A 5,910-nucleotide genomic window follows, 5' to 3' on the forward strand; every position below is an offset into this window, starting at 1 on the left:
GTCTGCGCGGCATCGAGGATGACGAAATTGTCGATATCCCCCTTCAGGCTGGACGACCACGTGTTGCCGATCACGAGCGGATAGGTTCCGAGACCCGTCAGCGTGCCCGTGGCGGCGGTTTCCGCGCCCAGCACGTCATCCACATACAATTGCAGCAAGGACTGCGAGGCATCGTAGGACATGGCGATCTTGTGCCACACGCCGCTCGTGACCAGTCCGGGATCCGTGGTCAGGGCGAAGACGCCGTCCGTCGTCGCGATCCGGAAACTCAGCGCCCCGTCCGCGCCGACCACCGCGTCCAGCGTGGTATGCGAATCGAGGAAGTTGCCGGCAGAGCCTGCATCACGCTTGAGCGACATCTCGATGGTGAACGCGTCGAGGTTCTGCAGGTGCGGTGCGAACCGGTCCAGCACGATTTTCGTGGACCCGGTCAGGCGGAAGCCCTCCGCGGTTTCGCCCGCGACGCCCAGCCCGTCCTGACTGTAGCTCAGCTGCGTGGCGGATGCGCTGTCCTGCGCCACGCCGCCGTCGAAATCGATCCGGACCAGTTCGGTGCCGACGGGGACGGGGTCGGGATCGGGTTCGGGATCGGGGTCCACGGACGGTTGCTGCAAGGTGACAAGCGTGGAGCTATCCTGCGCGGTCACCATGATCTCGGCGCCGGCGACGCCGGCGCCGAGCGTGATCCGTGCATCGGCATTTCCGTCGCCGTCGTCGTCGATCAGCAGCACGCCGTCCGACATCAAGGTGAAGTGGCCGGCCCCCAGCGTGAGATCCTCGAGCACGATCCGGTCTTCGGCGATCGAGAAATCGGTCACCGTGTCGCCGTCCAGCTCGGCCAGGGTGCCGATGAGCACGTCGGCGCCCGATCCAAGTTCCACGATGTCGGCGCCGAGACCGCTGCGGAACGTATCGTTGCCGCTGCCCCCGGACAGCACGTTGACCGCCGCGTTGCCGATCAGGGTGTCATCGCCCGAACCGGTCGTCAGGTTCTCGATCAGTGAACGCGTGTCGTCCCCGTGCAGCAGCGACATGTAGATGTTGAAGCCGGCATACACGCCGCTTGCCAGCTTCGCCGTCTGGAACGTGCCGATGGTATCGAACTTGATGCCGCGCCCGGCATTCAGGTCGGCATACATGCTCGTGGTGTAGTTCGACAGGTCGATATGGTCCGTGCCGTTGCCGTCCCAAAGGGTACGGAACACCCGGTTCGCACCGGGCGCGCCCAGCGACACGCCGTCGACGAAGACCTCGCCGGTCTGGGTGCTGACCGTATAGGTCGTGTCCCCCGCCAGCGTGCCGTAATCCGCCCCGTACATCTGCTGGATCATCGCGATGTCGAGCATCATGGGCGACTGCGGGTACCCCCATGTCTCCAGCGTGTAGCCCCCGATATTGCCGCCGGGAAAGGAGCGGTAGGACATGATCGAGAACTCGACCGCGTCATAGGTCGCCGCGAGGGCGGTCGTTCCGCTGGCCACGATCTGGTGCGGGTGCTTCAGCCCGAGCGCGTGGCCGAATTCATGCATGCCCGTTGCGTAGGCATAGCTGCCGATGATCGGTTCGGGCGCGCTTGCAAGCGCGTCAAGGTACCACTGGTTCGTGTTGAACCAGATGTCACCGTTCGCGGGCTGCGTTCCCGGATAATAGGCCCATGCCGTGGAGGGTATGCTGGAGGCCCCGACGTTGATCCCCGCCATCGTGCCCGGCGCGGCTTCCTCGATGGTCAGTGCGGTCACGGCATCCCACTGCGCGAACCCCTCCCGCAGGCTGTCCTTGCCGAACTCCGACAGATTCAGCATCGCGCCGATTTCGTTGTAGGACGAATACTGGCCCTGCCCGCCCGTGAAGCCATCCGCCGTATCAGGAAAGGCATAGTGAACGGCGTTCCCCGACCAGCGGAAGGAACTGTCCAGCGTCTGCACATCGGTCAGGGTCGGCGGAGCAACGTCGATGACCGAGATGCTGGAGGCCGAGGCTGGACCGCTGTCGGTGCCGTCAGCACGCAAAGCCTCGCAATCACATCCCGCTACGGAGCAAAGTTCACACATGAAGAACACTCGTTATTTTCAGGACGGGGCGGTGTCGGCGGTTCGGGCCATACACATTTTTCCGGAACCAATTGCCCCATCGTATGGTTAACTCAGTTACCACATGCTTCCGGCATTTCAAAGGAGGGCTTTCCAGATTCTCCGGTGCCGGACATGCCTGCAGGCGTATTGTCGCCGAACTGTCCACCGGACCGCATGCCGAACCGCCCGCCCCGGTGAGGTCGCAATCGCCTGTCACGGGATCGGTCCGGTCCCGCCGCGATGACGTGCCGGGGGCGCCGTCCGCCTGCCGTTCGGTTTTTTTGCTGCGCGTTTGGATGATGTTCTGAACTGGTTTCCTTCGCGTCTGAGTGCGCTGGTTCTGAGTGCGGGGTTCCGGCGCGGGCCCGACATGGCCGCGCTGCGGCGCGATGCCGGGCTGCACCGGTCGCCGAATGCCGGCTGGCCCGAGGCGGCGATGGCACAGGGGCTGGGCGTGGCGCTGTCGGGTCCGCGCAGCTATGACGGGCGGATGCGGGACTTTCCCTTCGTCTGGCCGCGGGGCGCGCGCAGCCCCGGCCCGGCCGAGATCGACCGCGCCGCCGACGCGCTGTGGCGGGGCTGGAAGGTGCTGGCCGCCGCCGTGCTGCTGCTGGCCGTGCCCGCTCTGTTCTGAGCGCGGCGCCGGCCGGTCACTCCACCGTGACGGATTTCGCGAGATTGCGGGGCTGGTCCACGTCCGTGCCCTTGGCCACCGCCGTGTGATAGGCCAGAAGCTGCACCGGCACGGCATAGGCGATGGGCGCGAAGACCGGGTCCACCTGCGGCATCCGCAGCCATTTCCAGACCCCGTCGCTGGCGCGTTCCAGCCCCGGCCCGTCCGAGACCAGCAGCACCTTGCCGCCGCGCGCCATCACCTCCTGCATGTTCGACACGGTCTTGTCGAACAGCCGGTCCATCGGTGCCAGCACCACGACCGGCACGTTGGGATCGATCAGCGCGATGGGGCCGTGCTTCAGCTCGCCGCTGGCATAGCCCTCGGCATGGATGTAGCTGATTTCCTTCAGCTTCAGCGCGCCTTCCAGCGCCATCGGGAACAGCGCGCCGCGCCCCAGGAACAGCACGTCCTGCGCTTCGGCAAGCTCGGCCGCGATGCCCGCGATGTCCGAGGCCAGCGACAGCGCCTGGTTGACCGCGCCCGGCACCGCGCGCAGCGCCGCCATCACCTGCGCCATCCGGTCCTCCGTCAGCGTGCCGCGATCGGCCGCCGCGCGCACCGCCATCGCCGCCAGAACGGTCAACTGGCAGGTGAACGCCTTGGTGGAGGCCACGCCGATCTCCACCCCCGCGCGGGTCGGCAGGACCACGTCGCTTTCCCGCGCGATGGAGCTTTCGGGCACGTTCACCACCGAGGCGACCTTCACCCCCTGCCCGGCGACATGGCGCAGCGCGGCCAGGGTGTCGGCCGTCTCGCCCGACTGGCTGACGAACACCGCGAGGCTGCCCTCGGGCATCGGCGGTTCGCGGTAGCGGAACTCGGACGCGATATCGACCTCGACCGGCAGGCGGGCCAGCTGCTCGAACCAGTATTTCGCGGTCAGGCAGGCGTAGTAGGCCGTCCCGCAGGCCACCATCGTGATGCGCGACACGGCGGAGAAATCCAGCCCCTCGGGCAGGGTCACGCCCGGCGTGCCCTCGCGCAGGTATTCGGCCAGCGTGTCCCCGATGGCCAGCGGCTGTTCGCCGATCTCCTTGGCCATGAAGTACTTGTGGCCACCCTTGTCCACGAAGCTGGTGTCGGGCGCGAGGGTGCGCATCTCGCGCGCCACCGGGGTTCCGGCGGTATCCGTGATCTCGACGCCGTCGCGCGTCAGCACGGCGAAATCCCCTTCCTCGAGATAGGTCAGCCGGTTGGTCAGCGGCGCCAGCGCGATCGCGTCCGAGCCGACGAACATCTCGCCCTCGCCATGCCCGATCGCCAGCGGCGAGCCGCGCCGCGCCGCGACGATCAGGTCGGGATGCCCGTCGAACAGGAAGCACAGCGCGAACGCCCCGTCGAGCCGGTCCACCGTGCGCCGCGCGGCGGCGACCGGATCGAGGCCCTGCGCCATGTGGTGCTGCGCCAGGAGCGCGACGGTTTCGGTGTCGGTGTCGGTGCTCGAGGTCAGGCCGACCGCCGCGAGTTCGGCCCGCAGGTCGCGGAAGTTCTCGATGATGCCGTTGTGCACGACCGCCACCGGCCCGGCCCGGTGCGGGTGCGCGTTGCCCACCGTGGGCGCGCCATGCGTCGCCCAGCGGGTGTGGCCGATGCCGATCTTGCCGGGCAGCGGATCGTGCACCAGAAGGTCCGACAGTTCGACCAGCTTGCCCGCGGCGCGGCGGCGGTCCAGCCGGCTGTCCTGCAGCGTGGCGATGCCCGCGCTGTCATAGCCGCGGTATTCCATGCGCCGCAGCGCCTCGACCAGCATGGGGGCGACTTCGTGCTGCCCCAGAACGCCCACGATTCCGCACATGTCCCTACTCCGCCTTGCGGGCCAGGCCCGCCTTGATTGCCAGCAGCCGCGCGCGCAGCTTCACCGCCAGGCCCGGCTTGTTCTGCTGGCGCGCCCGTGCCAGCGCCAGCGCCTCGGCCGGCACGTCCGCGGTGATGACCGACCCGGACGCGGTCATCGCCCGGTCGCCCACGCTGACCGGCGCGACCAGCATCGTGTTCGAGCCGATGAAGGCCTCCGTCCCGACCACGGTCCGGTGCTTGAGAACGCCGTCATAGTTGCAGGTGATCGTGCCCGCGCCGATATTCGTGCCCGCGCCGATCTCGGCATCGCCGACATAGGACAGGTGGTTGACCTTCACCCCGTCTCCCAGCGCGGCGTTCTTGGTTTCCACGAAATTGCCGATCCGCGCGCCCGCGCCCAGCCTCGTGCCGGGCCGCAGCCGGGCATAGGGGCCGGCCACCGCGCCCGCGCCCACCTGTGCCCCTTCGAGATGCGAGAACGCCCGGATGCGCGCGCCCTCCGCCACCCGCACGCCGGGCCCGAACACCACGTTGGGTTCCACCACCACGTCGCGGCCGAACACGGTATCGGCGGCAAGGAACACGGTGTCCGGCGCGACCAGCGTGACGCCCGCCGCCATCACCTCGGCCCGGCGCCGGGCCTGGAACACCGCCTCGGCCCCGGCCAGTTCGGCGCGGGTGTTGATGCCCAGCGTCTCGGCCTCGTCGCAGGTGACCGCGCCGCAGCGCAGGCCGCGCGCATTGGCGATCTGCACGATGTCGGTCAGGTAGTACTCGCCCGCCGCGTTGTCGTTGCCGACCGCCGCCACCAGGTCGAACAGCGTGGCGGCGCGCGCCATGACGACGCCCGAATTGCACAGCCGCACGGCGCGCTCCGTCTCGGTCGCGTCCTTGAATTCCACGATCCGGTCCAGCCGGTCGCCATCGGTGATCAGGCGACCGTAGCGGCCCGGCTCCCGCGCCTCGAACCCCAGCACGACCACGTCGTTTCCGGCCGCGCGCGCCTCGGCCATGCGGCGCAGGGTCTGCGGGGCGATGAAGGGGGTGTCGCCGTACAGCACGACCGCGTCGCCGCCGAAATCCGCGAGCGCCGGACGGGCCTGCGCGACGGCATGGCCGGTCCCGAGTTGCCGGTCCTGGCGCACCGTGACCGCGCCCGGCGCGATGGCGCCGACCGCCGCTTCGACCCGCGCCGCGCCGTGGCCCGTCACCACGACCACCCGCTCGGGATCAAGCGCCGCCCCGGCACCAAGCGCATGCGCCAGAAGCGGCTGCGCCCCAACCTCGTGCAGAACCTTCGGAAGACCCGACAACATCCGGCTCCCCTGCCCCGCAGCAAGAACGATCAATGCCGTCCCTAGTGTC

The 5,910-nt window shown here is 68.6% G+C and carries 4 protein-coding genes; 1 reads left to right on the forward strand and 3 read right to left on the reverse strand.

What is annotated here, in order from left to right; all coding sequences use genetic code 11:
* The coding region (locus DKT77_RS01830; RefSeq protein WP_146204936.1) for a LamG-like jellyroll fold domain-containing protein at positions 1-2,051 on the reverse strand (2,051 nt) is incomplete at its 3' end.
* Between the two features lie 286 nt (positions 2,052-2,337).
* Here DKT77_RS01830 and DKT77_RS01835 point away from each other — a divergent pair.
* Positions 2,338-2,706, forward strand: a complete 369-nt coding sequence (locus DKT77_RS01835) for a cobalamin biosynthesis protein (protein ID WP_109810046.1) — start codon at positions 2,338-2,340, stop codon at positions 2,704-2,706.
* A 16-nt stretch (positions 2,707-2,722) separates the two neighbouring features.
* Here DKT77_RS01835 and glmS read toward each other — a convergent pair whose 3' ends face one another.
* Entirely contained in the window at positions 2,723-4,543 is a 1,821-nt protein-coding gene (gene glmS / locus DKT77_RS01840; RefSeq protein ID WP_109810047.1) for a glutamine--fructose-6-phosphate transaminase (isomerizing), read from the reverse strand.
* Positions 4,544-4,547: 4 nt separating this feature from the next.
* Complete coding sequence (gene glmU / locus DKT77_RS01845) at positions 4,548-5,861, reverse strand: bifunctional UDP-N-acetylglucosamine diphosphorylase/glucosamine-1-phosphate N-acetyltransferase GlmU (protein WP_109810048.1); 1,314 nt, start codon at positions 5,859-5,861, stop codon at positions 4,548-4,550.
* Between the last annotated feature and the right edge of the window lie 49 nt (positions 5,862-5,910).

The sequence above is a fragment of the Meridianimarinicoccus roseus genome (assembly GCF_003172915.1).
Taxonomy (GTDB): domain Bacteria; phylum Pseudomonadota; class Alphaproteobacteria; order Rhodobacterales; family Rhodobacteraceae; genus Meridianimarinicoccus; species Meridianimarinicoccus roseus.